Source organism: Streptomyces sp. NPDC002671 (assembly GCF_053592475.1).
In genome coordinates this window covers 1-26,220 of the sequence record NZ_JBSFVU010000057.1, presented here as the reverse complement: position 1 = coordinate 26,220, position 26,220 = coordinate 1, and the positions used below count along the sequence as shown (strand labels likewise).

General features: G+C 67.9%; 18 protein-coding genes and 2 pseudogenes. 10 read left to right on the top strand and 10 right to left on the bottom strand.

The window, feature by feature from the left end:
- Nucleotides 1-126: 126 nt before the first annotated feature.
- The 6 genes and pseudogenes from ACWD35_RS40970 to ACWD35_RS40945 all read right to left on the bottom strand — a co-directional run bounded on the left by ACWD35_RS40970 (nucleotide 127) and on the right by ACWD35_RS40945 (nucleotide 5,985).
- A complete protein-coding gene (locus tag ACWD35_RS40970; RefSeq protein ID WP_451356440.1) occupies nucleotides 127-891 on the bottom strand; it encodes a hypothetical protein in 765 nt (254 codons plus the stop codon).
- Nucleotides 888-1,503, bottom strand: a pseudogene (locus ACWD35_RS40965) (ABC transporter ATP-binding protein); the annotation flags it as partial. The pseudogene ACWD35_RS40965 and the gene ACWD35_RS40970, both read right to left, overlap by 4 nt.
- Nucleotides 1,504-1,614: 111 nt before the next feature.
- Complete coding sequence (locus ACWD35_RS40960; RefSeq protein WP_451356439.1) at nucleotides 1,615-2,865, bottom strand: IS701 family transposase; 1,251 nt, start codon at nucleotides 2,863-2,865, stop codon at nucleotides 1,615-1,617.
- A gap of 54 nt (nucleotides 2,866-2,919) precedes the next feature.
- Nucleotides 2,920-3,042, bottom strand: a complete 123-nt coding sequence (locus tag ACWD35_RS40955) for a hypothetical protein (protein ID WP_451356438.1) — start codon at nucleotides 3,040-3,042, stop codon at nucleotides 2,920-2,922.
- Between the two features lie 156 nt (nucleotides 3,043-3,198).
- Nucleotides 3,199-5,109 carry an ABC transporter ATP-binding protein gene (locus ACWD35_RS40950; protein WP_451356437.1) on the bottom strand — a complete coding sequence of 637 codons (1,911 nt, stop codon included), beginning with the start codon at nucleotides 5,107-5,109 and terminating at the stop codon, nucleotides 3,199-3,201.
- A 69-nt stretch (nucleotides 5,110-5,178) separates the two neighbouring features.
- Nucleotides 5,179-5,985: an alpha/beta fold hydrolase gene (locus ACWD35_RS40945; protein WP_451356436.1), complete on the bottom strand. Its 807-nt coding sequence runs from the start codon at nucleotides 5,983-5,985 to the stop codon at nucleotides 5,179-5,181.
- A gap of 660 nt (nucleotides 5,986-6,645) precedes the next feature.
- Between ACWD35_RS40945 and ACWD35_RS40940 the strand changes: the two genes are divergently transcribed.
- Entirely contained in the window at nucleotides 6,646-7,872 is a 1,227-nt protein-coding gene (locus ACWD35_RS40940) for a Glu/Leu/Phe/Val dehydrogenase dimerization domain-containing protein (protein WP_451356435.1), read from the top strand.
- A 99-nt stretch (nucleotides 7,873-7,971) separates the two neighbouring features.
- A pseudogene (locus tag ACWD35_RS40935) lies at nucleotides 7,972-8,618 on the top strand (helix-turn-helix domain-containing protein); the annotation flags it as partial.
- Nucleotides 8,619-8,856: 238 nt separating this feature from the next.
- Here ACWD35_RS40935 and ACWD35_RS40930 read toward each other — a convergent pair.
- Entirely contained in the window at nucleotides 8,857-10,122 is a 1,266-nt protein-coding gene (locus tag ACWD35_RS40930) for a sensor histidine kinase (RefSeq protein ID WP_451356434.1), read from the bottom strand.
- A 230-nt stretch (nucleotides 10,123-10,352) separates the two neighbouring features.
- Here ACWD35_RS40930 and ACWD35_RS40925 point away from each other — a divergent pair, with 230 nt between their 5' ends.
- The gene (locus ACWD35_RS40925) at nucleotides 10,353-11,393 is read left to right on the top strand and encodes a beta-ketoacyl-ACP synthase III (RefSeq protein WP_451356433.1); all 1,041 of its coding nucleotides are present in this window, start codon (nucleotides 10,353-10,355) and stop codon (nucleotides 11,391-11,393) included.
- Between the two features lie 85 nt (nucleotides 11,394-11,478).
- Nucleotides 11,479-12,717, top strand: coding sequence for a beta-ketoacyl-[acyl-carrier-protein] synthase family protein (locus tag ACWD35_RS40920; protein WP_451356432.1), 1,239 nt, complete (start codon nucleotides 11,479-11,481; stop codon nucleotides 12,715-12,717).
- A gap of 59 nt (nucleotides 12,718-12,776) precedes the next feature.
- Here ACWD35_RS40920 and ACWD35_RS40915 read toward each other — a convergent pair whose 3' ends face one another.
- The 3 genes from ACWD35_RS40915 to ACWD35_RS40905 all read right to left on the bottom strand — a co-directional run bounded on the left by ACWD35_RS40915 (nucleotide 12,777) and on the right by ACWD35_RS40905 (nucleotide 15,744).
- The gene (locus ACWD35_RS40915; RefSeq protein WP_451356441.1) at nucleotides 12,777-13,454 is read right to left on the bottom strand and encodes a response regulator; all 678 of its coding nucleotides are present in this window, start codon (nucleotides 13,452-13,454) and stop codon (nucleotides 12,777-12,779) included.
- 116 nt (nucleotides 13,455-13,570) lie between these two features.
- Nucleotides 13,571-14,422: a VOC family protein gene (locus ACWD35_RS40910; protein ID WP_451356431.1), complete on the bottom strand. Its 852-nt coding sequence runs from the start codon at nucleotides 14,420-14,422 to the stop codon at nucleotides 13,571-13,573.
- Between the two features lie 740 nt (nucleotides 14,423-15,162).
- Nucleotides 15,163-15,744: a ParB/RepB/Spo0J family partition protein gene (locus ACWD35_RS40905; protein ID WP_451356430.1), complete on the bottom strand. Its 582-nt coding sequence runs from the start codon at nucleotides 15,742-15,744 to the stop codon at nucleotides 15,163-15,165.
- A gap of 996 nt (nucleotides 15,745-16,740) precedes the next feature.
- Between ACWD35_RS40905 and hppD the strand changes: the two genes are divergently transcribed.
- The 6 genes from hppD (at nucleotide 16,741) to ACWD35_RS40875 (ending at nucleotide 25,918) form a co-directional block, all read left to right on the top strand.
- Entirely contained in the window at nucleotides 16,741-17,856 is a 1,116-nt protein-coding gene (gene hppD / locus ACWD35_RS40900) for a 4-hydroxyphenylpyruvate dioxygenase (protein ID WP_451356429.1), read from the top strand.
- A 17-nt stretch (nucleotides 17,857-17,873) separates the two neighbouring features.
- Nucleotides 17,874-18,950 carry an alpha-hydroxy acid oxidase gene (locus ACWD35_RS40895; RefSeq protein WP_451356428.1) on the top strand — a complete coding sequence of 359 codons (1,077 nt, stop codon included), beginning with the start codon at nucleotides 17,874-17,876 and terminating at the stop codon, nucleotides 18,948-18,950.
- 448 nt (nucleotides 18,951-19,398) lie between these two features.
- Nucleotides 19,399-19,608 carry a hypothetical protein gene (locus ACWD35_RS40890; RefSeq protein ID WP_451356427.1) on the top strand — a complete coding sequence of 70 codons (210 nt, stop codon included), beginning with the start codon at nucleotides 19,399-19,401 and terminating at the stop codon, nucleotides 19,606-19,608.
- An 894-nt stretch (nucleotides 19,609-20,502) separates the two neighbouring features.
- A complete protein-coding gene (locus ACWD35_RS40885) occupies nucleotides 20,503-21,234 on the top strand; it encodes an ABC transporter ATP-binding protein (protein WP_451356426.1) in 732 nt (243 codons plus the stop codon).
- Nucleotides 21,231-23,576, top strand: a complete 2,346-nt coding sequence (locus tag ACWD35_RS40880; RefSeq protein ID WP_451356425.1) for an FtsX-like permease family protein — start codon at nucleotides 21,231-21,233, stop codon at nucleotides 23,574-23,576. Before ACWD35_RS40885 ends, ACWD35_RS40880 begins: the two co-directional genes overlap by 4 nt.
- Nucleotides 23,577-24,763: 1,187 nt before the next feature.
- Nucleotides 24,764-25,918: a glycosyltransferase 87 family protein gene (locus ACWD35_RS40875; protein WP_451356424.1), complete on the top strand. Its 1,155-nt coding sequence runs from the start codon at nucleotides 24,764-24,766 to the stop codon at nucleotides 25,916-25,918.
- The last annotated feature ends 302 nt before the right edge of the window (nucleotides 25,919-26,220 follow it).

The following is a 26,220-nucleotide window of genomic DNA, read 5'->3' as shown; positions in this document are numbered from 1 at the left end:
ATGGCCAGCCTGCGAAACCTCGCGATCAGCGTGTTCCGCCAGGACGACCACACCAACATCGCCGCCGCCTGCCGCTACACCGCCCGCGACCCACAACGACCCCTGACAGCCTTCGGAATCAGGTGATCAACCGGACAGAATGACTACACGCAAAGACCCTGGCCCGGAGGCCACGTCCTTCTTGACCGTGAGATATGACTGCGCGGCTATCAGCGAACTCTTCGGCAGCCCCGCCGTGGCCACCTTGACGCCCTGTTCGACGTCGGTATTCGTCGACGCCGATGTGAACCGGTACAGCATCTGCTGGGCGGTCGGGTGCATCGCCTTCATCTGCTCGGGAGTGACCCAGGCGTCGGCGGTCCGGCTCAGGGTGTAGGCGTAGCCGACGATGGTGAGCTTCGTGCCCTGCGGGGTCACCACCTTGCCACCCGGCGGGAACGGCGATCCAATGCCGTTCGCGGGCGGGGGCTCGTTCACCACGACCTCGCCCGGCTTGTCGGCCCAGCGGCCGCTCCACACGTGCACCTTGTCGACCGGACCGCCCGCGTCGGCCCGGCCCACCACGGTGAGCGGGCCGACCAGGAAGGAGGCACTGCCCGGAGCGACGTTCACCGAGGTCTGGCCGAAGGGGCCGGCGGATGCCTCGACGCCCGGCCGCCGGCCGGTCGCGGCGAGCTGCTGCGTGGAGACCGTGGCGGGGTCGAAGGCGGCGACCGCATGGGCGCCGCTCTGCTTGCCGAAGGCCCGGTCGAAGGGGCTGCTCGCGGAGTCGAGGAGCCCCGTCGCGACGACCATGGTCGCGGTGGACAGCAGGACGACCAGGCTGATGACGACCGTCTGCAGCCGACGCCGCCGGACGGCGGCCCGCGCGGCATGCCATACGGCGCTCATGCGGCCCGCTCCAGGGTCTTCTCGCGAGCGATCCGCCCGTCCTCCAGCTCGACGAGGCGGGTCGCGCAACGCTCGGTGAGACGCCGGGCGTGCGTGACGACGAGCAGCGTCTGGCCGATCCGGTTGAGGTCGAGCAGCAGGTTCATCACCTGCTCGCCGCTGTTGCGGTCCAGGGCGCCGGTCGGTTCGTCCGCGAGCAGCAAGGACGGCTTGTTTATCAGTGCCCGGGCCACCGCGACCCGCTGGCGCTGGCCGCCGCTGAGTGTCGCCGGGTGAGTTGTTCCGGTGGTCCGCGACACCGAGCTCCCCGAGGAGCTCGAGCGCGCGCTTGCGGGCCTGCCGGGACGAGGTGCCGGAGAGCTGCCCGGCGAGCGCCACATTGTCCAGCGCCGTCAGGTCGTCGAGCAGGTTGAAGAACTGGAAGACCATGCCGATCCGCCGACGGCGGAACAACGCCAGACCGGTTTCGTTGAGTCCGCCCAGGTCGTCGCCGTGGACCTGGACCGTGCCCGCGGTAGGGTGGTCGAGGCCCGCGATCATGTTCAGCAGTGTGGACTTGCCGCAGCCCGACGGTCCCATGACCGCGACCGCCTCGCCCTCCCGGATCTCTAGTAGGGCTTGGTCAGGTTCGTATGGGGGTGGGTATGTCGCGGTGGCAGGTGGGGCAGGTGCCGGCCCAGAGGTCGAGGAGTGTCTGCATCTCGCGGACGGTCTGGTAGAGGCTCAGCCCTGCGCCGCGTCTTTTGGGTCTCGTGCCAGCCGTTGGAGTGTGCAGAAGGCGTGGGCGGCGGAGACGAGGGTGACGTGGTGGTGCCAGCCGTTCCAGGTGCGGCCTTCGAAGTGGGCAAGGCCCAGGGCCTGTTTCATCTCCCGGTAGTCGTGCTCGATGCGCCAGCGGAGCTTGGCCAGCCGCACCAGCGTGGCCAGGGGCATGCCGGAAGGCAGGCTGGACAGCCAGAACTGCACCGGCTCGCTCTCACCGGCCGGCCATTCCGCCAGCAGCCACCGCTCGGGCAGTTCCGCACCCTTGGTGGCCTGGCGGATCTCGCGTCCGGCGGGCCGGATGCGCAGGGCGACGAAGCGCGAGTACATGCGCTTGAAGCCGCTGCGGCCCGTGCCCGGCCGGGAGCCCTCGCGCCAGGACACCGGTCGAGCCTCCTGCGGGCCGGCCTGCATGACCAGTTCCTTCACCGTCGTCGGCTTGTCCGGATACGTCGCCGCCGGCGGGCGGCCGGTGCCCTGATAGGGCGGGGTGAGAGGCCGCGCGTGTGCGGGGTGGGCTGTGATGCGGGAAGAGATCCCGACGGCGTAGGCCAGGTTCCGTTCCTCCAGACCCAGGCGGAAGGCGGTGGCGTCGCCGTATCCGGCGTCCGCCACGACCAGCGGAACGTCCACGCCCCAACTGCGGGCCTCATCGATCATGTCCAGGGCCAGCTGCCACTTCTCCACGTGAGCGGCCTCAGCCGGGATGCCGCACCGTTTGCGGCGGGCGACCTTTGCCGGATCCGCCTCCGGCGAGGCTGGATCCCAGGAGGCGGGCAGGAACAGCCGCCAGTCGATCGCGGCCGAGGCGTGGTCGTGGGCCAGGTGCAGCGAGACGCCCACCTGGCAGTTGGTGACCTTGCCCGCGGTCCCGGTGTACTGCCTCGACACGCAGGGCGAGGCGTCCCCGTCCTTGAGGAAGCCGGTGTCGTCCACGATCAACGCCTCCGGCCGGATCGCGTCGTGCATCTTCCACGCCAAACGGGCCCGCACATGCGCCGGATTCCACGGGCTGGTCGTCACGAAGTGCGCCAGCGCCTGCCGGTTTCCGTCCTCACCCAGCCGCGCGGCCATCGGCTCCACTGACTTGCGCCGTCCGTCCAGCAGCAGCCCACGCACATACACCTGCCCCCACCTCCGCTGGTCAGCACGGAAGAACCCGTCGAACAACTCCGCCGTGAACGCCTCCAGGTCCTCCCGGACCGCAGTCATCTCATCAGGTGTCACACCTCCCCAACGACACCCGCAGGCCAGCAGACACGCCACTCACGAGTGAACCTGACCAGGCACTACTAGGGACACGTCGTCGAGTGCGATGGACTGTCCGTAGTCCTTGCGCACACCTTCCAGCCGTACGACGACCTGGTCAGAGCTGATCTCGCTGGTCATGGTGTGACGCTAGGCCGTGCGACAGGGGGGCGGACGTCGGCCCCGGGAGGTATTTCGGCCCAGGCGTCATCCCTGCGATGTACGCCCGATACGCGCGACCGGCCGGGCCCGGGGGAATGCCCCCGGGCCCGGCCGGCCGGTGGTGACCGACGGACCTCAGTGCACCTCGGCGGAGACGCCGGCGTCGTCGTCGGACTGCTGCGCGAACTGGGTGCGGTACAGGTGCGCGTAGAGCCCGTCCGAGGCCAGCAGTTCCTCGTGGGTGCCGGCCTCCCGGATCCGCCCGTCCTCCACGACGAGGATCTGGTCGGCCTCGCGGATCGTGGACAGACGGTGTGCGATCACCAGCGACGTCCGGCCCGCCAGGGCGGACTTCAGGGCGCGCTGGATCGCGGCCTCGGACTGCGAGTCCAGGTGGGCGGTCGCCTCGTCCAGGACCACGACCGGAGGGGCCTTCAGGAGCAGCCGGGCCAGAGCGATCCGCTGCTTCTCCCCGCCGGAGAGGCGGTGACCGCGGTCACCGACCACCGTGTCGAGGCCGTCCGGCAGAGCGCTGACGGTGTCCCACACCCGCGCGGCCACGCAGGCGTCGATCAGTTCCTCGTCGGTCGCCCCGGGCCGGGCGTAGGTCAGGTTGACCCGCAGGGTGTCGTGGAAGAGGTACGAATCCTGGGTCACCACCCCCACCGTGTCCCGCAACGACTGAAGGGTCAGGTCGCTGACATCGTGCCCACCGATCCGGATGCTGCCCGAGGTCGGGTCGTACAGCCGTGGTACCAAGTTGGTGATCGTGGTCTTACCGGCGCCCGACGGCCCGACGAGCGCGGTCATCCGTCCCGCCGGCACGCGGAAGCTCAACTCGTGCAGCGCAGGCCCCGTGTCACCGCGTTCCGGCGTGCGTCTCGCGACCGACTCCAGGGAGGCGAGGGAGACCTCGTCGGGGGTGGGGTACCGGAAGGTGACCCGGTCGAACTCGATGTCCGGCGCCGTGCCGTCCGGGCCCGGCGCGGGCAGAGCGCGGGCATCGGGTCGCTCCGACACCATCGGTTCGAGGTTGAGTACCTCGAAGACCCGGTCGAAGCTGACCAGCGCGTTCATCGCCGTGACCTGAAGAGTCGACAGCTGGTCGATCGGCCCGTAGAGCCGAAGCAGCAGGGTCACCATGGCGACGAGGGTGCCGATCGGCAGGACGCCGTGGATGGTGAGGGCGCCGCCGAGGCCGTACACCATGGCCGTCGTGAGCGAGGTGAGCACCGTGACGAGGATGAAGAGCAGCCGCCCGTAGATCACACTGCCGGCCGCGACGTCGCGCACGCGTCCGGCGCGCGCCGCGAACATGCTGTTCTCGTCGTCCGTGCGGCCGTAGAGCTTGGCGAGCATGGCGCCGGAGACGTTGAACCGCTCGTTCATCATCGAGCTCATCTCGGCGTCGAGCTGCATCGTCTCTCGGGTGAGCCGCTGCAGCCTGCCCGATATCAGCCGTACCGGCAGCAGGAAGAGCGGGATCATCACCAGCGCGGCGACCGTGATCTGCCATGACAGGTAGAACATCGCGCTGAGGATGAGGACCAGTGTCAGGACGGTCGTGACCGCATTGGTCAGCATCGTCGTCACGGCCTGCCGCGCCCCGATGACGTCGGTGTTGAGACGGCTGACCAGCGCACCGGTCTGCGCTCGCGTGAAGAACGCCAGTGGCTGCTGCTGCACGTGCGCGAACACCTTGGTCCGCAGGTCGTAGACGAGGCCCTCGCCGATCCGGCCCGAGCACCAGGTCTGCACGTACATGGCCGCGGCGTCCAGCAGGGTCAGGCCCGCGATCGTCAGGGACAGTCCCACCACCACCCCGAGCCGCCTGGGGACGATGCCGTCATCGATGATCATCTTGAGGAGCAGCGGGCTGGCCGCCGTGATGACCGCGCTGACGACCGTGGTCAGGAGGAGTACGACCATTGTCGCGCGGTAGCGCTTGAGGTAGGGCATGATCCGCCGGACGGTGCCGGGGGTGACCCTCTGCCGAGTGATCGAGTCGTCGTCGAACCGCAAACGCGTCCGGCCGCCCTTAGTCACGGAAACCTGCCTCACTCTCGTGTCTCGTCCTGCGACGGCAACGTCGGTCGACGGGAAAGGAACCGTGCCTCAGTACTTGTCGAGGAATTCGGTGATCATCGCATTGACTGCTTCCGGGCGCTCCAGATATCCGAGGTGCCCGCAGTCGGAGATCTCCACCAGGTCGCAGTCCGGGATCGCGTCGGCCACCTCACCGGCCAGGTGCGGCGGACAGATGAGGTCGTCGGAGAAGGAGATGACGCGGCACGGCACCGACACGCCGCGCAGCGCCTGGCGGCGGTCGCCGAGGGAATCGGAGACCGAGTCCTGACCGGCGGCGGCCTGTGCGCTGCCGCCGGACAGTTCGAAGATCTCCAGCCAGGTCCCGACCGCGGCTTCGTCGTTGAGGGTCGCCGGCGACATCATCTCCAGGACCGTCCGCAGAGCCTCGTACGAGGAAGGCAGCGTCACTCCGCTCTCGCGCAGTGCCCGCTCCGCGGCGGAGTGCGCCCGGCGCAGCGCGTCCGACCTCGCCCGGGTGGACATCAGCACTGCGGACCGCACGAGGTCAGGCCGGCCGAGGGCCAGCTCTTGCGTGATCATCGCCCCCATCGATGTGCCGACGACTCGGCACGGGCCCAGGCTCAGGGCCTCCATCAGGCCGGCCGTGTCGGCGACCAGCTCCTCAAGCGTGTACATGCCGGGCGGGGCGTCGGAGCCCCCGATCCCCCGGTTGTCGAAGGTGATCGTCTCGTAGCCGGCCGCGTTCAGCGCCGGTGTCTGGTGCATCGTCCAGACCCGGCCCGCCGCCCCCGAGCCCATGATGAGCAGGACGGGTTCCCCGCGGCCCTGGCGCTCGTAGGCGAGCCGGATCCCATTGACAGTGACGAAAGGCATGGTTTCCCCGACTCGATTCGCTGCTGGTGACGGAAGTCTCAGGACGTGGGCCGAAGACAGGCGGTGATCGGCCTGACGGTCACGGGACGCGCGTGCCACGGGTCGTCCGATGCGGTACGCCTGGGCGTGGAACGACGACTTGATCAATATCATCCGGCCGTGCGTCCGGTCGATCCCCGGCCGTTCAACTGACGAATGGGCGCAGTTGAACGAATCGGTGTGGACGTGCTGAAGGCACGAGGTTCCTTCAACTTAGCCTGCAAAGTGGTCTTTTGAAAACTCGGGCACGAAGATTCTCGCGGAGCAGCGGTGCGCACTTCGGTACGGTGCACCGTGTAGTCGTCGACGGCCTCGGCTCCGGTGCGCCGAGCCCACCCATAGCCACCGCATGACAATCGGACGCCGCTGGTTGCCGGCCGAGGTACGCGAACCGCGGGCGAGCCATGGGCGGCGGCAGTCAGGTGAGTCGGCGCCCTGCCAAAACCAGGCCGCGTTCACTCAAGCTCTGATCTGACCCACCCAGCGCCACCCGGCAATCCCAGGCGCACTGCAATCACGCGATCAGCGCCAGCACGCTCAATTCAGGGTGGACCGGCCGCCACACGAGCGGACCGGAGCATCCCGGCCCACTCTCACTCTCACCGCACCATACGGAGAACCATGAGAAACCTATTGGCTGCGTTCGAAGACAAGGCCCCCGAAATCGTCTTCGAGTGGAACGACACTGAGACCGAAGCCAAGGGATGGGCGGTCATCAACTCCCTGCGTGGCGGCGCCGCCGGAGGCGGCACGCGCATGCGGCCGGGTTTGAATCGTCACGAAGTCGAATCGCTGGCAAAGACGATGGAGATCAAGTTCACCGTCTCCGGCCCGCCGATCGGCGGCGCGAAGTCCGGCATCGACTTCGACCCTCACGACCCCCGCAAGGAGGGCGTTCTCAGGCGCTGGTACCAGGCCGTTTCCCCGCTACTCAAGGCGTACTACGGTACGGGCGGCGACCTCAACGTCGACGAGATGCAGGAGGTCGTACCCCTTACCGAGGCCCAAGGCCTGTGGCATCCACAGGAGGGTGTGGTCAATGGCCACTATGCTGCGTCGGATCAGCAACTGGTCCGCCGGGTGGGCCGGCTCAGGCACGGCATCGCCAAGGTCGTGGAAAGCCCGCACTACACCCCGGACGCCACACGTGGATTCACGGTCGCTGACCTGATCACGGGCTGGGGAGTGGCGGAGTCCGTACGCCACTTCTACGGGACCTACGGAGGCTCGATCGCTGACAAGCGGGTCATTGTGCAGGGCTGGGGCACCGTCGGTGCCGTGGCCGCGTATTACGCGACGACGGCTGGTGCGCGCGTGGTCGGAGTGATAGACCGCAACGGCGGGCTTCTGCGGTGCGACAGCACCGGGCTGCCCGGAATCCGCGACCTCTTCCTGGGCCGGCAGGGCAACACCCTGGTTGCAGACGACATGCTTGCGTTCGACGACATCAACGACCGCATCTGGGACGTGGGCGCTGAAGTCTTCCTGCCCTGCGCCGCCTCTCGCCTGGTCACCCGCGAGCAGGTCGACCGGCTCACCGCGAACGGGCTCGAAGTCATCGCCAGCGGCGCGAACGTACCGTTCGCAGACTCCGAGATCTTTTACGGACCGACGTACGAGCAAGCAGACAAGAGTGTCGCCGTCGTCCCCGACTTCATCGCCAACTGCGGTATGGCCCGCGCCTTCGCCCTCATGATGGACGGGCAAACGGACACGACGGACCAGGCAATCTTCACCGATGTCTCGGAGACCATACGAAGCGCCCTCGAACGCTGCCACGCCCAGTCGTCGGACACTACAGGCCTGGCCAGTTCCGCCCTCGAAATCGCACTGGCACAGCTGATGTAGTGCGGTAGCCGCTCCCTCATGAGGCCCTGTTCGCGTCATCAGATGATGTTGTTCCGTGACAGGCGGGGCGGGGCGGGGCGGTTGGCGCATTGGCGGGGTATGGGCGGGATGATCGCAGCGGATGGTCCGAAGTGGATCGAGCCGTTCTCCGGGCTGAGCGAGACGACGTTCAGCAGGCTGGTGGCGTTGGTACGGCGACGCGGTGGTGACGTTTAGCGCGGTCGTCCCTGGCGGCTGCCGCTCGAGGACCGGTTGTTGCTCGTAGCGAGGTACTGGCGCACGAACCTGACGTCCCGGCAGGTGGCGCCGTTGTTCGGAGTTTCGAAGTCTGCTGCCGACCGCATCCTCGATCACCTGGCGCCCTTGCCGGCCATCTCACCGGCACGCCGACCGCGCAAGGACACCGTCTACATCGTCGACGGCACCCTGGTACCCACCGGGATCGCAGCGTGGCCGCGTCCATTAGGAACTATCGGTACTTGACGAACTTGCAGGTCGTGATCGACGCCAACAGCCGCCTGATGGTGGCGATCGGCCTGCCGCTGCCAGGGCGGCCGCAACGACTGTCGAGCGTTCGCGGAATCCGGCGTCGACCTGGGTGCCTGCTGCGGCGCACCGACCCTCGCCGACGGCGGACACCGACACGCGCTGTCGCGGTCAACTACAGGGTCCTGCGGGACTGCCGACTCAAAGGCAACGGCGTTCACCAGGCCATTCTCGGCATCGCCCGGCTCCACAACCTGGCCCCTCACCGGATAACTCACGCCCCATACGGGACAACATCAGGTGCTGACGCCAAGCTGCTGCCCGACCGCCCGCCCCTGCTGGTGGGTACCGAGGCGCGGCACCGCCCGGGTCACGAACCCGCATCCTTCGTCTGCGGCACGCCCGGCACCCTGGGCCACCGTCTCTTCCGCACACGGCCGTTCGGGCCCCCGCGGAAATAGCCGCCGTCCCGGTCATGGCGTGCACTGCGTCGCCGGGTCACTCGGGCCGCCGCGGGACACGGCCCTTGACCAGGAACCCGCTGCCGAATCTAGGGCGCGCCTCCAGGGACCCGCCGTACGCGGCAAGCCGTTCCCGCAGCCCGATCAGACCCCTGCCGTTGCCCGATTCAGCCTGTTCAGTCCTGGTGCCACCCATGCCGGCGACCTCGATCTCCAGCCCGTCGTCGTCATGACGCAGGACGATCGACGCGCTCGCCCCGTGGGCGTGCTTGAGAGCGTTGGTCAGGGCTTCCTGGACGACCCGGTAGGTGGCGAGCTCGACGCCGGGCGGCAGCGGTTCGGGCGGCGGCGAGACCGTGAGATCCACCGGCATTCCGGTCGCCCGCACCCGTTTGACCAGGGTCTCCAGCTGATCGAGCCCGGGCTGCGGCTGCAGTCCGTCGGTGCAGCTGCCCGGATCTGCCAACAGGCTTGTGAGGGCGCGGAGTTCAGCCATTGCGGCTCGCCCGCCGGCCTCCAGCGCGTGCATCGCTTTCCGGGCCTCTTCCGGTGCAGTACCCAGGACCCGCTGGGCCGCGCCGGCCTGGATCACCATCACGCTCACGTTGTGCGACACGATGTCGTGGAGTTCGGCGGTGATGCGGGCGCGCTCCTCCTTCACCGCCTTCCGCGCAGCCTCCTCCTTCTCCGTCTGCAGGGTGGCTACGCGCAGCTGGCTGGCTCTGAACTGCTCCTGCCAGTACCGCACGGTCCGCGCGACGACCGCAGCGAGTACCATGATCACGAAGGCTGCGGACCAGCTCGGCAGCTCCGGTGCGGCGTCGCGGAAGGCGAAACTGCTCAGCGCTGCGGCGATCACCAGACTCACCACTGCGTGTACCCGCCAACGGCTGTGGGCGATCGCGCTGTAAGAAGCCACGGCACACACCGCGAGGGTGATCCACGTGGCCTGGCTCGTCAGCAGCAGGCCCATGCCCACCGCGGCCCAGAACGCGGGCAGCGGGTACCAGCGCCTGAAGGCCAGCGGCAGCGGGTTCAGAGCGATGAGCCAATAGTTCGGAAGCCCACCCCGCGGTACGTAGACCGGCAGGCCGGAGAGGCCTGCCGCCTCCGGCGGGCGCAGGCCTCCGATCTGTTCCATGTCCTGGAATTTCCACATAGTGACGACACCGATGACGGAGAGCGCCGTCGTAAGGAGCGCGTCCACGAGCACCGCCCACGCGACGGGCCGTGCCTCGGGGCGCAGCATCTCGTGCACGGACCGCCGCGACCTGGTCCTCGCGTCGTTCTCAATCTGTTCCACCTGAACATTCTGACGGCAGAGCGGGATCTGGTGCCTCCGCCGTGTTCAACTGCCGCCAGGGCTCGGTTGAACGGCTGTGTCGTACAACGTCGCCGAAACAATCGACAAGGGCGGCTCGGCGGCGCAGGTATCTTGTTGTGCCCGTTATCCCGGCCTGTGTACGGTCGCCCTACGCCGAACTCCCTGGAAAATATTGTGTCCTGTCGTTTTTGAAAAGGAACTGAGGGGGCATGAGAATGCGCGCACAGGAGTTCACACCGGCAGCCTGGAAAGAACCAGATATCCGCCCCGCCGCAGTTTTCGCCGGACTGGGAACGTGCCTTCCTCGTACGGAGATCAGTAATGTCAGGCTCGCAGAGGATCTGGACACCAGCGACGACTGGATCCGTATGCGCACCGGCATAGCCGCGCGGCGCCGCGCGGCCCCGGACGTCTCCATGACAGACCTCGCCTCCTCGGCCGCCGTCGCTGCCCTGCGCTCGGCGGGCCGTACTGCGGTGGACGCGCTGGTGCTCGCTACCACGACCCCGGACCGGCCCTGCCCCGCCGCCGCCCCCGAGGTCGCCCACCGCCTGGGACAGGGCGCGATACCGGCCTTCGACATCTCAGCCGTGTGCAGCGGCTTCGTCTACGCGATGGCGACCGCCGCAGGACTGATCGGCACCGGCATCGCGGACAGCGTCCTGGTGACGGCCGCCGAGGTGTACTCGCGCATCGTCGACCCCGCCGACCGGTCTACCTCGGTGATCTTCGGCGACGGCGCAGGGGCGGTGGTACTGCGCCGCGGCACCCCGCAGGAGCCGGGCGCCCTGCTCGCCTTCGACCTGGGCAGCGACGGTGCGGCCAGGGACCTGATCCACCTGCCCGGCGTGCGCGAACAGCCCAACGGCGCACGCTGGTTCCGCATGGCGGGTCGCAAGGTGTACCTGCGAGCCATCGAGGAGATGACGAATTCGGCCCTTAGGGTGATGAAGGACTGCGCCTGGAGCCCGGAGACCGTCGAGGCCTTCGTGGCTCACCAGGCGAACGCGCGCATCATCGAGGCGGTCGCGGACCGGCTCCGGGTGCCGTCGGACGCGGCGGTGTGCGAGATCGCCCGGGTCGGCAACACTTCGGCCGCCTCCATCCCGCTCGCGCTGGCCGATGCCGCGGAAGGCGGACGCCTCTCACCGGGCGCCCGCACGGTGCTCACTGCCTTCGGCGGCGGGCTGACCTGGGGCTCGGCTGCACTGACGTGGCCGCTCCTGACTCCTGTACGTTCTGAAATCTGATGGAAGAGAGTCTGCAGATGCTCGCCCACCGCCTCTCCGACCTTTTCGACCGGGCCCACGAGGTCCTCGCCCCCGTTCAGACGGCATGACCGCCCCCGAGCAAGACCGGTCTGACATCGTCGTCACCGGCATCGGGATGGTCACCCCGGTGGGTCTGACCACCGGCCTGGCCTGGCAGGCGGCTTGCGCCGGAGTGTCCGGCGCCACGCCGGATCCACGGCTCGCCGGCCTCGGCGTCTCCTTCAGCTGTGCCGTGACCGGCTTCGACGCGGAGCGGGAATGCGGCGATGAAGCCCGCCGGATGGATCTCTTCACCCAGTTCGCCGTCGCCGCGGCCCGTGCCGCCGTCGCCGACGCGGGCGTGACCGAGGGGGCCTGGGATCCCTCCCGGGTCGGCGTCGTGCTCGGTACCGCGGTCGGCGGGCAGCAGATCTGGCAGGAGCAGCGGCTTCGGATGGCGGACCGGGGGCCGCGCGCGGTCGACCCGCTGACCGTCCCCAAGGCCCTAGACAATGTCGCGGCCGGCACCGTGGCCCGCGACATGCGCTTGCAAGGGCCGTCCCTCACGGTGTCCACGGCATGCGCTTCGGGCACCACCGCCTTGGGCGTGGCCCTGGACCTGCTGCGCGCGGGGCGCTGCGACGCAGTCCTCGCCGGGGGCACCGAAGCCACCGTGACCCCCTTGGTCTGCTCCGCCTTCGACCGCCTCAAGGCGCTCTCCCGGTACGGCGAGGACCCGGCCCGGGCATCCCGGCCGTTCGACGCGCGGCGCGACGGCTTCGTCCTGGGCGAGGGAGCGGCCGTGCTCCTCCTGGAACGCGCCGAGGACGCGCGGGACCGCGGCCGACGCGCCTACGCGCGTCTGCTGGGATACGGCGCTTCCTCCGACGCCCACCACCTCACTGCCCCCGATCCAGAGGGGCACGGCGCCCGGCTCGCCCTGCGGCAGGCCCTGGCGGACGCGGGCGTCGGCGCGTCGGACGTGTCACTCGTCAACGCTCACGCGACCAGCACCCCGCAGGGCGATGCCGTCGAGGCACAGCTCATCGCCGGGATGTTCGGCACGGACACCGCCGTCACCTCCACCAAGGGCGCGACCGGCCACATGCTGGGCGCCGCGGGAGCGGTCGAGGCCGCGTTCACCGCCCTGTCGATCGACCAGGGGGTCATACCGCCCACCGCCAACTTCGAGGCGCCCGGCGCGGATCTGCCCGAGATCGACATCGTGCACGGCGGACCCAGGAACTTTCCGGTGTCCGTCGCCGTCAGCAACTCGTTCGGTTTCGGCGGCCAGAACGCGGTCGTCGTGCTCGGCAGCGCCTGACAAGGGGACTCCGTCGGCGTTCCCGTTGGACCGGCGGCCAGGGCTGATCCCTCACTGGGCTAGTCGCCCGGAGAGATTAGCCCTGTCTCGTAGGCCAGTACCACGGCCTGCACCCGGTCGCGCAGTCCGAGCTTGGACAGGATCCGCGCCACGTGCGTCTTCACCGTGGCGGTACTGAGGGTCAGCCGCTCCGCCAATTCGGCGTTGCTCAGGCCGGTGCCGAGCAGTCGCAACACCTCCAGCTCGCGTGTCGTCAGCTCCGACAGGTCGCTGTGCGCCTCGGGTCTCACCTTCGCACTCGGAGAGAAGCGCTCGATCAGACGACGGGTGATCTTGGGCGCCAGCAGGGCGTCGTTGGCCCGCACGAGCCGTACCGAGGCCACCAGCTGATCGGGGGAGACATCCTTAAGGAGGAACCCGCTGGCCCCGGCCGACAGCGCCTCATAGACGTACTCGTTCACGTCGTACGTGGTCAGGATGATGACACGCGTTTGCACGGAACCGTCGGCAAGGATCCGCCGGGTCGCCTCGATGCCGTCCATCTCTGGCATCCGAATGTCCATCAGCACCACGTCGGGCCGGGTGCGGCGCACGACCGCGACGGCCTCGCCGCCGGTGGTAGCCTCACCCACCACCTCGATGCCGTCCGACAGCAGAATCATGCGGAATCCGGTGCGCACCAGCGCCTGGTCGTCGACGATGACGGCACGCAGTCCCGCGCCCGGGGCGTCGCTCACTGCCGGGGACCTCCCGCCGTACCGCGTGGTGTTCACGCCCACATTCTGGACCATCTTCGGTCCATGGTTCTCGAACGCCAAGTGCGCACCCGCTCTCGGGCCTGTGCGGCGACCAGTCAGTCGGCCGAGCTCCGGGTCCCAGCGGTACACCCGGCGTCGGCGGCGCCGAGCCCGTACGGGCTGCCGAGTCCGACCAGTTGGAGGCCGAGCCGCCACAGGCCGGGGTTCCGGAACTCGCGTGCACCGGAAGGGACGCCGTCGGCGACGAAGGCCAGCCGATGGGCGCCCACGGCCCCCTCGGCGGCCGGGGACGTCGCGCGCGCTCCTGAGCCGGGGCGGGCGTCGGTCGCGGTGAGCGCGAAGGTCACCCGTTCCGATGCGCTGCGGACGACACGGGGGATGACGTCCTGGCCGTCGGCGGCGACGCCGGTGACAGGGACGGGGGACAGGCCGAAGACCTCGGTGCAGAGGGCCTCGTAGTCCTTGATGCGGCTCTCCGCTAGGCGGATGGCGATGTGGTCGAATCGCCGGATCCGTCCGACCGGCTTGTACGGCGCCCCCGGCGACACTGTCCACTGGTGACCCGCGGGCGGAACGGCGGACTCAAAGACGTCGACCGGAAGGAGAGTATGGGAGATACCGCCCCATCCCGAGACGACCGGATTCCCCTGCGGCGATGAGGTGACACGTGCGCCCGCGGTCAGCGCGGCCCGCGCGGTTTCGGACACGTCGTCGCATGTCACCGCGATGTCGGCGACCCCGTCCCCGTGCTCGGACAGCCATCTACCCATCACCCAGCCTGATGTGACGACGAGTTGGGCATCCCCCTGCCGCAACAGCACCGAACTGCGATCCACTGCAACGGAGTCCGCAACTCGCGTGAAACCCATGGTGGCAACGAGGAAGCGAACGGTGGTGACTTTGTCTCTCGTGTACAGCTCGACATGCGATATGTCTCGCACAGCCATAGGAAAGGCTCCTGGAAGGGGGAGGTGTTGTTCGGCAGCAATACATCTCTGGAGTGACGCGGTCGGAGAATCTAGCCCGTGGGACGGACGAATCGGGATCCGAACGGTGATGGGATGACCCGTATGGACACGTCACACCGGCTGGGCGGCGCCGGTTCTGCTTGTGCGAAGGCACCTGAAATCGTGGCTTCGTGTAGCCGGTGATCCCCGCTCCCTCGTACGGGCCTTCGAGCGGCCGTCAGCAGCGTGCTCCTGAGGAGGCGGACTATTACTGCTCCTCCAACTTCTCTGCTAGTTCTAACCAGTTGGCTGCACACTGGCGGGCCAGGCTTCCTATCAGCTCACCGCAGTGGGGCGGCACGGCCTCAGTCAGGGTGGGCCACTGCGTCGCCGCGTTCTGCCGGAGCAGGCGCAGCAGGTGGCGACCGTCCGCCCTGAGGCGCGGGGACGGATCGCGTGACAGCTTGTCGAGCTCCGGCCCCGGGGCGCGTGCGGCCGGCGGGACCCGGCGGCCTTGCCTTGCTACCTCCCGGGGCGAAGGGAGGGCGAGCTCGTCGTCAGGGGCGGCGACTGGAGCCGGCAACTCGGAGGTCGCGTCCTCAGGGTCCGTGCGCCCTTCCATACGGGTCGGGGCGGGTGGCTCACCCGACTGGAGGCGCTTGCGAACGTCACTCGCGGTGGCTGGTGAGATCCCCCCAGCCGGACGACCTCTCTTAACGAGGCGCCGGGGTTCTGGGTGATCACCTCGGCGGCCTTCCACCGCCCTCGGCGCTGTTCAGCGGGCGGACACGTCCGTCCCGGCCCACGCGGATGTTCAACTGCGCCTCGGCGTCAGTCGAACGGCGCCGGATGGCGGCCACCGCTTTGGAACCGAGCCCCGACGTGCGGGCGATGGCCCGGTCGGACATCTGCGGATGCGAGGCGATAATCCGGGAGGCGGCGGCACGCCGGTCGGCGAGTGACAGCGGCAGCCCGTGCGTCACGTTGGCCTCGACCGCAAGCAGGAACGCATCCTCCGGCGACCCGTCGAAGAACTCGACGGCGATGGTCTCCTGACTTCTGATGTGCGCGGCCAGGAGACGGTGCATGCCGTCGATCACGCGAAAGTCGGACCGGTTGACGAGAATGGGAGGCAGCGGGCCTTCGTAGTCAGCGAGTTGGGTCGCGTGCTCCTGATCCAGCCCCTGCGATCTCGGAGAGTCGCCCGGGAGTAGGGCGGCGACCGGAACGGAGACCGTTCCGGTCGCCTTGGTTTCAGGTGATCTGGCTCCCGGCGCTTCGCTGCAGAGGCCGACCGATCTGTTGCGCGCAGGAACGAGCATCCCTATATGCTGCTTATGCAACGCACTTCCCCCTTTCGTCTTCCTTGTTTTCTACCTTGCCGGTGCGCTGATCGTTTCGTTGAGCCTTTCGCTTTATGTGAAGCCTCTTATGAGATACATCCAGTGCAGACTTCTGGTGGTGCATCAAGAGCATTGTGCTTGGCGCCTGTACATAAGGATCGCCTGAGGAATCGCGAGGAACGTGATCTCGATCATCGCTGAAAATGTGATCCGTGGTTGGAAATGATGGGTGTGCACATGAACTGACCTTCCATCTCCCGCACTTGATGACAATTCGGCGCGGGTCGTTGCCGGGATCCAGCTTGCCCGGGTGAGTTGGCCATGTCAACGTGGGTCACTTGTGGGGATAGGGGGCGCATACAGGGCAAGGGGACTGCCTGGATCTAGACCCTGGGGCGCATATTGATTTGACGCGCACGCAATGAATGGGACATTGGTCGTATCGCACCTTAGAAATTGGGGGCGGGGGAATGCCGCTGCTCAGTTCGGGTTGCCCGGAGAACCGCGGTGGAGCTGATTCGGTGTCCGGCACTAGTACTCCAATCTCAGTTCGTTATTCATGCTGTGCCCGGGGGGGCTGATCGCCGTCATTGAAAGCAACCGCAGGCTTGCTCGTTCCGTGTCCTTGGGGAAGGTAGAGGGCGGTCTTCTCTTTTTCCGCGCGGGCGTCAACAACCCGAGGCCGATGTCTGGTCGCGAAGCGTGGAGCCCCCTTGTGGCAGGAGCCGTGGACGAGCGTCATCCCAGAGCGATCACACCAGCATGATGCAGCCCGAACCACTCGGCGACAACGGCTGTGCCCCCCGGGAACGACTGCAACCCGGAAGCGGCCGGAAGGGAACGCCGCAGGAAGCCGGGACGCAGGACAGGCGGCCTGTCCCCTGTCTCTCTCAACACATCTCAAACGCCTTCGAGGGCCTACCTCAAGTGCCTCTCTCAAGTGTTGTCTCGTCACACAAGAGAACTGGAGTTCCCATGACGTCCTTTACGACAGACAGGGTCATCGACGACTTCGAGCTGGACTACGTCGAGATGTACGTCCGCGATCTGGATGCTCACATCGCGCACTGGCGTGATCGCTACGGGTTCACTGAGGTCGCTGTGGGCGGTTCGCCGGAGCAGGGCTTCCGGGCCGCGGTGCTGGCCCAGGGGGGGATGCGGCTCGTGCTGACGGAGGCGACGGCCGAACGTCACCCGGCATCCGACTTTGCGCTCGCGCATGGCGAGGGCATCGCGAACATCGCTCTGCGGACAGCGGATGTCCGGACGGCGTTCGGCCAGGCTGTCGCGAACGGGGCGCAGGCGCTCGCGGAGCCCGTGGAACACCCGGGAGACGATGTGGTGCTGAGCGCCACCGTCTCTGGCTTCGGTGACGTCACACACACCCTCCTGCAGCGGCATACCAGCACCGGAGCCGGCCTGCCCGCCGGCTTCCGGGCTCTCCCGGCGGGAGGGGCACAGCCCGCCGAACGAGCGGCCTACGACGGTCTCCGGCTCCTGGAGATCGACCACTTCGCCGTCTGTGCCAACGTCGGTGAGCTGGAACCGATGGTCGAGCTGTACGAGAAGGCGTTCGGGTTCCGTGAGATCTTCGCGGAGCGGATCGTCGTGGGTTCGCAGGCCATGCTGTCCAAGGTGGTGCAGAGCCGATCCGGTGAGGTGACCTTCACCATCCTTCAGCCCGACCCCACGGCGGATCCCGGTCAGATAGACCAGTTCCTCAAGAACCACGTCGGGTCCGGAGTACAACACGTCGCGTTCGCCGCGGACGACGTCGTACGGTCGGTTCGGGCGCTGTCGGAGCGCGGAATCGAGTTCCTGACGACTCCGGATGCCTACTACGGTCCGCTGAAGGAGCGCATCTCCCTCACCCGGCACCCTCTGGAGAGACTGCACGAGCTGAACATCCTGGTGGACGAGGACCACGGGGGTCAGCTGTTCCAGATCTTCACCCGGTCGACGCACCCCCGGCGCACGCTGTTCTTCGAGGTGATCGAGCGGTGCGGCGCGGAGACCTTCGGCAGCTCGAACATCAAGGCCCTGTACGAGGCGGTGGAGCTGGAGCGCATCGCGAATCAGGGTGAACTGTGAAGGGTGCCGAGCGGGAAATGCTGTGCCTAGTTGACGTGGAGCGGATCGCGAAGAAGGTGCTCCCCGCCGACGTGTGGGACTTCGTCAGGGGCGGCAGTGGTGCGGAGGCGACGCTGTCCACCAACTGTGCCGCGCTACGGCGGATCGGGCTGGTTCCGCGCGTCCTGCGGGACGTGGAGCGCTGCACGGCCGAGACCACGCTGTTCGGAGAGATGCTCGCCATGCCTGTGGCGACCGCACCCGTCGCTTATCAGAAGCTCGTGCACCCGGAGGGAGAAATGGCGGCCGCGCGCGCGGCGAAGGCCGCGGGAGTGCCCTTCACCGCCGGCACGTTGAGCAGCTGCCCGATCGAGGCGATCACCGGGATCGGCGGCACCGTCTGGTTCCAGCTCTACTGGTTGCGCGACCGGAAGACGACATTCGAACTGGTCGGCAGGGCGGAAGATGCGGGATGCCGGGCGCTGATGCTCACCGTGGACGTTCCCTGGATGGGGCGCCGGCTGAGAGACGTACGGAACCGGTTCACCCTGCCCGCCGGTGTCCAGGCGGCCAACCTCGCCTGGGGGGTGGCGTCCGAGGCGCACCGGGCACCGGCTTCCGGGTCCGCGGTGGCGTCCCACACCCAGGCCGCGTTCGCTCCGTCACTGTCATGGACGGACGTGGAGGAGCTGCGGTCCCGGACCGGGCTGCCGCTGATCCTGAAGGGCGTACTCGCGCCGGAGGATGCGAGGCGTGCGGCGGAAATCGGTGTCGATGCCGTCGTGGTGTCGAACCACGGCGGTCGGCAGCTGGACGGGGCCTTGGCCAGCATCGACGCGCTCGCGGCAGTGGTCGCCGCGGTGGCCGGCGACTGCCGGGTGCTGTTCGACAGCGGAGTCCGTCACGGCACCGATGTGATGAAGGCTCTCGCGCTGGGAGCGGACGGCGTTCTCCTGGGACGACCGGTGCTTTGGGGGCTCGCCGCCGCCGGTGAGGAGGGGGTGCACCGTGTGCTGGAGCTGCTGGCGGAGGAACTCCGCGACGCCCTCGGCCTGTCGGGGTGCAGCAGCGTCGCCGACGCTCGAGGGATCCGCACCGTCATAGGGGCAGGCTGAGCGCCGGCGAGGCCGTGCTCGGTGGTTGCCGTGCGGAAGGAGTGGTGGTCGGCGCTGGTACGGACGCGCCGCCAGTGCGCTGTCCGTGAGTCATCATGCCTGCGGCGGGCGAAGGACCAAGCAGCGGAAACGACAGCTTTCCGTGTGTATTCATGCCGTTCCATAAGAGAGGACTTGGAAAATCGAAGAACGACACGCCACTACATGGTGTCGTGTCGTTTTGCGGGCACCGTAGGCCGCATGAGCGGTGTGACGTGGTCGTGCGAGCACGACCGCTGACCAGCGCCTATGAACAGCGAATACGCGGCGAAGGAATTCACGCCCGCCTCCCGCGCCGTGGGGCTATTCCGGGACTGTCTTCCGGTCGTCCGCACCTACCCCACCGCGAGACGCACGGCCGTGTTTCAGCGCCAGGCACTCTCCTCGTCTGGTCCTGCCGAATTTCTGGGTGGCCTTCAACGGCTACTGGCTGGAACGCGAAGCCATCCTGGAGACCGCGACGTTCAAGGAACTCGCGGTGTATGTCCTGCTCGGGAGACTGCCCAGCGATCCGCCAGTCCTGGTCGTAGCGTCCGCCGCAAACACGGCACCGGCATTCGCCGAGGTCTGTTCCCGGTCCGGCAGCCCTGTCTTCTCGTGGTGCTCCGGCGCGGACTGACCGGATCAAGTTCCGTACGCCGCTGGATCCGGCCGTGAAACTGGTGGAGCTCGATAACACGGACTACGCCTATGCGATCACCTCGCCGACTCGGTGGCCAAGCTGCCCGGCTTTCAGGCGGAGGGAGGCGTACAGAACGTCAGCCGGCGCGACGGACTCGCCCCGGTCCTGTACGCGGCCGTGGAGGCCATGGGAAGGGTGCCCGACTTCCACTTCAGGCCGTGGGCAGTGGAGCCGGATCCATTGCTGTGCACGAGGCGGCGAAAAGACTCCTGGGCACGGGCTCCCCCGGTACGGCGCTGCCCCGGCTCATGCTCTGCCAGAATGCCTCCCTCGCGCCGCTCGCCGCGTCCTGGAGCACACGGACCCGGCGGATGGCCACGGGGTTCGTCGCGGACGAACGCGCCGTGACCGAGCCGGTGTTCGCGGCCCGACTCACAACCGGTTCCCGCCGTAATCCGTTCGCTCCGGGGCCTACGACGTCCTCACCGAGAGGGGCGGCGACGCACTCCGCTTCCTGGGCGGCTCCCGCGTTGCGCAACGACAGCCGCCATCCGAAGGGCTCCTCGCTCAGGACGTGCCAATGGCAGTTGGACAGGCCGCCCAGCGACATCCAGTCCCGCGGATCCAGCTGTGGGATCTCGTCTCATATAGCAGCGCTATGACCAGCAGTTCGAGGGGTCGTCTCATGAGAGGACCAAAAACTTGTGTCTCGCCAGCGCGGACGGCTCCTCTGAGGGCGTCTGGCGTCGCACGGGCCACTCCTGTCCGGGCCAGAAGTGTGCCGGGCTTCGCCTGCGGGACCATCCTTGTACATCTCTGGGATGAGCACCGCCCTGAGTTGCATCCGGGGACTGATGACCGGGCCGGGCCGCGCCGTCTAACGTCCGTGTCATGAGCAGCGAAGAGAGCAGCGAAACAGGCGCGGTCGCCGTGCGGCAACAGACGGTTGTCCGGGTGAGCGGGTTACGCAAGGAGTACGGCGACACCGTCGCGCTGGACGGGGTGTCACTGGAGATTGGTGCCGGGGAGGCGGTGGCGGTGATGGGGCCGTCCGGGTGTGGCAAGTCCACGCTTCTCAGCATGATCGCCGGGCTGGACCGGCCGAGCGGCGGCTCCGTCCACGTGCACGGCGAGGACCTGGGCCGGATCAACGAGACGGGGCTCGCGCTCTTCCGGCGCCGCCGGATCGGCATGATCTTCCAGTTCTTCAACCTCATTGACGACCTGACCGCGATCGACAACGTCGCTCTGGCCGCCCAGCTCACCGGGACACCGGCCCGTCAGGCCCGGCGACGGGCGCTTGAGTTGCTGGACGAACTCGGCGTCGCCGACCGCAGGTACGTCTACCCGGCCGTACTGAGCGGCGGCGAGCGCCAGCGGGTGGCGGTGGCCCGCGCGCTGATGAACCGTCCCGCGCTGCTGCTGGCGGACGAGCCGACCGGCGCCCTGGACAGTCACGCGGGGGAGCAGGTGATGGACCTGCTCATCGACCTCAACGGGATTGGGCAGACACTGTTGTTGGTGACGCATGACGAGCGGCTTGCCACTCGGTGCGCCAGCCGGCTGGTGACGATGGCTGACGGCCGGGTCACCGGAGAGCGGACCCTGGAGCGCACGGCATGAGCGCGGTGTGGCGGGCCGCGCGAGCGGCCGTGCGCCGACGGCGGCTGCAGACCACCGTGATCGGCGTGGTGGTCCTCGTCTCCAGCACGGCCCTCGTGGTCGCGCTCGGCCTGCTGGATGTTGCGTCCGCGCCCTTCGACCAGATCTTCGGCCAGGCGCATGGCGCGCACGTCGTCGCCACGTTCGATGAGGCGAAGGTCACCAGTGAGGAGCTGGCCCGCACCGTGCACCGGCAGGGCGTACGGGCCTCGGCCGGGCCGTTCCCACAGGCCGTGATCGACATGCCGGAAAGCGCGGCGGCCGAGATGCCCGGGATGGGGCCCGGTCCCCTGACGGTGGTGGGGCGGGCGGACCCCGGTGGCGACGTCGACCGACTGGACCTGTTCGCCGGGCACTGGGCCACCGGCCCGGGCCAGATCGTGCTGGCGTTGCCGGACGCGCCCGGGATGGGCCACGGGCCGCACTCGCCGATCGGCAAGAGGATCCAACTGCCCGGGCAGCGGCCCCTGACCGTGGTGGGCCTCGCCTCCAGCGTGAGCGGCACCGCGCAGGCATGGGTCTCCCCTCAGCAGATCACGGCCCTGCATCCCACGACATACCAGATGCTCTATCGGTTCGACCGGGCCGCGACAACCCGCGAGATCAGTGAGGACACCTCGGCGGTGAGCGCCGGCCTGCCGTCCGGATCGATGGTCGCCCACCAGTCGTACCTGACCTTGAAGGCGCAGGTCGCAGCCAACCCCAACGCCTTCGTGCCGTTCCTCCTGGCCTTCGGGATCCTCGGCCTGCTGGTGGCCGTCCTGATCGTGGGCAACGTGGTCAGCGGCGCCGTCGTCTCCGGCTTCCGCCACATCGGCGTCCTCAAGTCCCTGGGCTTCACACCCAATCAGGTCGTCGCGGTCTACCTGGTGATGGTCGGCGTCCCCGCCACGGCGGGCGCGCTGGTCGGCACGGCCCTGGGCGGGGTGGTCGCGCCGGCGCTGCTGTACCAGGTCTTCCAGGGCGCAAAGCTCGGCACCGCGACCGTGCACCCGACGATCGGCTCCTGGGCGTACGCGACCGCCGCACTCGGCATGCCCCTTATGGCACTGCTGGCCGCGCTGATCCCGGTCCTGCGCGCACACCGGCTCTCTGCGGCACGCGCCATCAGCGCGGGCAGCGCACCGCACGGTGGACGGGGACCTGCCGTACAGCGGTGGCTGAGCGGGGTCCGGCTGCCGCGCTCGGTCACCCTCGGCCTGGGCCTGCCCTTCGCCCGGCCCGGACGGGCGCTGCTCACTGTCGCCTCGGTCCTGCTCGGCGTGGCGACGGTGACCTTCGCCACCGGCCTGTCGGCCACCATGGTCTCCTACGGCCACGCGGAACAGGACTACGGCAAGGCACAGTCGACCGTCTGGCGAGGACAGCCCAGGTTCGATCAGACCGCCCCGCATCACAACGACGCCGCGTCACAGAATCTCCTGCGCGGTCTGCCGCACGTCGCAGACGTGGCCGCAGTGGGCTTCATCAACGTACGGATCCTCGGCCGGAGCGAAGGAGTGGCGATCGAGGGCGTGCGCGGGGGACGGTCGACTCTCCCGGACAGCCTGGCGCGGGGCCGCTGGATGAGCAGACCCGGCGAAGTAGTGGCCTCCGGCAGATTCCTTGCCAAGCAGGGGCTGCGGCTCGGTGACTCCTTCACCCTGACCGTGGCGGACGGCCAGCAGGAGCGCGTGACCCTGGTCGGGGAGATCCTGGCCGGCCCGGAGGACTGGATGCGCGCGGACTGGTCGACGGTGACCGCTTTGGCACCGGACGCGCAGGCCAACCAGTACTGGGTGCGCCTCACCCGCGGCGCCGACTTCAACGCTTACACGAAGGCCGTACAAGCCGCCGACCCGGGGCTCTACCCGACAAGAAACACCATGCTGAACGCGGACGCCGTGACCGTCATCAGCTCCGCCTCCGCGCTGACCCTGATGCTGACGCTGGTCACCGCGATGGGCGTGTTCAACACCGTCGTACTCAACGCACGGGAGCGCCAGCGCGACCTCGGGATGCTCAAGTCCATCGGCATGACACCACGCCAAGTCACGGTGATGATGGTGGTGTCCATGGCCGGACTTGGGCTGGTCGGCGGGATCCTGGGACTGCCACTCGGCGTCGCGGCATACCACGTCGTAATCCCGATAACCGAGCACGCGGCACAACTCACCTTCCCGGCACGGATGCTGGACGTCTGGCATCCCGGTGCGATGACCCTGCTGGTGCTGGCCGGGATTGTGATCGCCGCACTGGGCTCGGTGATCCCGGCACGCGCGGCGGCACGACAGACCATCGCCCGTGTCCTGCGCACCGAGTGAGTGATGGCGGCCGCCACGTCGATATGACGACGGTGAAGATCCAGTGAGCGCCGAACTTGAGGGGGCCGCCGATAGGCGTCGTAGGTAGCCCCGTCAACGATCTGAACAGTGTCAGTCCTTGGCTGCAAGAACACGTCAAAACTGCATAGATGAACGGGTCGGCGCTGAGCCGCACGGACGGGTCCTCCGAGGCCGGGGAAACCCGTCCGTGCGCGTACTCTCATCGGCCAAGCCACACTGTTTGCGTTACTCCGTTAAGACCCAGGGATCTTCGTGCGCGAATCGTAGTTCGTCGACTGCTTCCGCCGTCAGCGAGGTAACGCAATGCCGGAACGCAACGCCGCGTGCCGCGGAGCGTTTCATACCGATCCTCGAACTCGACTTGCCACAGCGGACACTTCGTCAGCCAAGAACGCAAGGCACCGCACACCAGGAGCACTTCGCAGGAACGTGCCGTGATGGCTCGGGCCCGTCTGCCCATCCGGAGCTGTCAGGACGAACGTCACCTGCTCGGATACGCTGCCCACCACCAACGAGCCGATGGTGTGCTCACCAGGGTCCAAACGGTCGACGGTGAAGTGGGCGAACGCGAAGACCTGGCAGGTGGAATCGACGTATTTTCGTGACACGCCGTATTTGGTAGCCCCGAGGTCAGCCCTCGGACAGTCATCATTCATAGGGACTGAATCAGGCCAGTGTGGATCTGCAGGATGACGGCGGAGGCTAGCGAAGTCGCACAAGGGGCTCATCGCCAAGACCGGGATTGTCCTTCGACCGCCGTAACCCCAACCGTTGGAAATCTCTAGTTGCGCGTCTCATCTCCCTGGCCCAGAGAGGATCGGTCAGATGCCAACGCCGTAGTGCCAAGAGCCGAACTGTTGCAGGCCCCAGCTTGTCACCCTCGGCCTTGTGGCAAGCTGTTGACCTGCCAAGCTCGCGGCTCGATCACCGACTCAACACTGACTCAGAGAGTGACCTTGACTGCTACCGAGAATGAACGGTCCTCGCGTTCTGCGGGTGGGATCCGGACAGGTCCCTGGCGGACACCGATGACCGTTGCAGAGCCTCGACCGCGGGCGGCCTTGTGGATGTGGGGGGTGAGCGTCGCACTGTACGGGCTGGTCGGCGCAAGTGCGCCTAATAACAATACCCTCCGGGAAGCGATCACCCCCTTTCGAATACCTGCTATGTCCGGCCTCCTCTCCGAGGCGGCCACAGTCACGGCCATAGTGCTGTCATGTTTCGCAACGCTCGGGATGCTGAACGCCCATAGACGCGGGTGGAGCCCCGATTCCCGACTCCTGTTCCGTGTCAGCGCCGTCGCTGCGCTCCTCTTAGCCAATTTCACACCGGTCGGTTCTTCCGACACGGCCAGTTACGCCGCATATGGTCGGATAACTGCACTCGGTGGTGACCCGTATGTGATGACACCCGCCCAGTTGGGGGGTGGCTACGCTGATTTGGTCGGCGCCGCGTGGCGGGACACGCCGTCCGTGTACGGGCCGGTCGCGACGTGGTTGCAGGCTGCTGCCGCGTTTGTCGGCGGTGGCCGGCCGGGGCTGACGATATGGGTGCTGATGATGGTGAATGTGGCGGCCTTCCTGGGCACCGGCTATCTGCTGACCCGCACCGCCGATGACCCTGTCCGTGCCACGCTTCTGTGGATCGCCAACCCTCTTCTGATCGGTGTGCTCGTCGCGGGTGGGCATATGGACACTGTCGTCGCCTGCCTGACCGTCTGTGCCATCCGCCTTGCCAGCCGGACAGCCCTCCGAGGGCACCACGATCTGATCGCCGGAGCGTTGATTGGCCTGGCATGCTGCGTCAAGATCAGTACCATTCTGCTCGGCGTTGGCCTGGTTTGGGCGTTGCTGCGTTCGGGCGCCTGGCGACGGGCTGCTCGGCAGATGTTGGCGACCACGCTGATCCTGGCCGCTGTCTACAGTGCCTACGGCCTGCACGCCTTCGTCCCGCTCTCTGCCGCCTCCCAGCAGGTTTCCATGCCATCGGTTTGGGCCATGTTCGACCGGTTCGCAGCCACGTGGCTGGGACAGGGTGCTGCCTCGACCAGTATTGGCTTCCTGTGGCCATTACTGATGCTCGCGGTTGCTTTCGTACTTCGCCGCGGCGTTCCGGCGGACACTCCCGCTGTCGCCGCCGTCCCATTCGTGCTCGCCTTCGCATGGATCCTCACGGCGCCGTGGGTGATGCCCTGGTACGCGGCTTACGCATGTGCGCTGTCGGCCATGTTCCGCCAAGGCCGCCTCACCCAGTGCCTCGTCGCGATCACCGCTGTGCTGTTCCTGTTCCACAGCGGCGGCGGCCACGGTTGGAGATGGTGAGAAACCGGCGTTCCCACCCGCCACCGGGACCAATGGCTTTCCGGAGTGCGTCCAGGACTCTGCCACTTCCTTCTTCGTGTCACTGCTACGGAGCAGTGGCCGATGTTCTGGCCGCCGAGTGGATCACGTGCTGGGACGCGGCGGCGCGCCATTTGACCCGGCTGCTTCCACCTGCGCGCGTACTGGTTGGCAGGCCAGGGCTTCGTTGTAGTCGCATGACGTCCGGTTCGTGGTCATCCGAGGCCGAGGAGTGCGAGGGGGCGGCGAGGGTCGCGGGCGTTGCGGCGGAGGCCGGCCGCGAT

Bases quoted from the DNA above. Each gene is read 5' to 3' on its own strand.
- ACWD35_RS40970 (WP_451356440.1), bottom strand. From the start codon at position 891: ATGAGCGCCGTATGGCATGCCGCGCGGGCCGCCGTCCGGCGGCGTCGG.
- ACWD35_RS40960 (WP_451356439.1), bottom strand. From the start codon at position 2,865: ATGACTGCGGTCCGGGAGGACCTGGAGGCGTTCACGGCGGAGTTGTTC.
- ACWD35_RS40955 (WP_451356438.1), bottom strand. From the start codon at position 3,042: ATGACCAGCGAGATCAGCTCTGACCAGGTCGTCGTACGGCTGGAAGGT.
- ACWD35_RS40945 (WP_451356436.1), bottom strand. From the start codon at position 5,985: ATGCCTTTCGTCACTGTCAATGGGATCCGGCTCGCCTACGAGCGCCAG.
- ACWD35_RS40940 (WP_451356435.1), top strand. From the start codon at position 6,646: ATGAGAAACCTATTGGCTGCGTTCGAAGACAAGGCCCCCGAAATCGTC.
- ACWD35_RS40925 (WP_451356433.1), top strand. From the start codon at position 10,353: ATGAGAATGCGCGCACAGGAGTTCACACCGGCAGCCTGGAAAGAACCA.
- ACWD35_RS40920 (WP_451356432.1), top strand. From the start codon at position 11,479: ATGACCGCCCCCGAGCAAGACCGGTCTGACATCGTCGTCACCGGCATC.
- ACWD35_RS40910 (WP_451356431.1), bottom strand. From the start codon at position 14,422: ATGGCTGTGCGAGACATATCGCATGTCGAGCTGTACACGAGAGACAAA.
- ACWD35_RS40905 (WP_451356430.1), bottom strand. From the start codon at position 15,744: ATGCTCGTTCCTGCGCGCAACAGATCGGTCGGCCTCTGCAGCGAAGCG.
- hppD (WP_451356429.1), top strand. From the start codon at position 16,741: ATGACGTCCTTTACGACAGACAGGGTCATCGACGACTTCGAGCTGGAC.
- ACWD35_RS40895 (WP_451356428.1), top strand. From the start codon at position 17,874: ATGCTGTGCCTAGTTGACGTGGAGCGGATCGCGAAGAAGGTGCTCCCC.
- ACWD35_RS40885 (WP_451356426.1), top strand. From the start codon at position 20,503: ATGAGCAGCGAAGAGAGCAGCGAAACAGGCGCGGTCGCCGTGCGGCAA.
- ACWD35_RS40880 (WP_451356425.1), top strand. From the start codon at position 21,231: ATGAGCGCGGTGTGGCGGGCCGCGCGAGCGGCCGTGCGCCGACGGCGG.
- ACWD35_RS40875 (WP_451356424.1), top strand. From the start codon at position 24,764: ATGTCCGGCCTCCTCTCCGAGGCGGCCACAGTCACGGCCATAGTGCTG.